The organism is Micromonospora sp. DT178, from assembly GCF_049841695.1.
Taxonomy (GTDB): domain Bacteria; phylum Actinomycetota; class Actinomycetes; order Mycobacteriales; family Micromonosporaceae; genus Micromonospora.
Map to the genome: position 1 here is coordinate 1 of NZ_JBNCKV010000077.1, position 292 is coordinate 292.

The following is a 292-nucleotide window of genomic DNA, read 5'->3' on the forward strand; positions in this document are numbered from 1 at the left end:
TCGCCGCCCCCGCCGAGACCAAGCCCGTCTCGGCCACCACCCAGGACCGCAAGGGTGGCGAGCGTGAGCTGGGCGTGCGCTACGAGGCCCAGCCCAACTTCTACTACTGCGGCCCCGCCGCCGCCCGCAACGCCCTCAGCGTCCAGGGCAAGAACATCGACGTCGACGGCATGGCCCAGCGCATGGGCACCACCGAAGCCGGCACCAACTCCATCAACGACATCACCCCCGTACTGAACAAGGAGACCGGCAAGGACGCCTACCAGTCCGTCGAGATCCGCGACCCCAAGGC

General features: G+C 68.8%; 1 protein-coding gene. It reads left to right on the forward strand.

All coding sequences use genetic code 11. The annotated features are described in order from the left end of the window. Nucleotides 1-292: C39 family peptidase (locus ACLQ22_RS32030; RefSeq protein ID WP_425695607.1), on the forward strand; the 292-nt coding region annotated here is incomplete at both ends.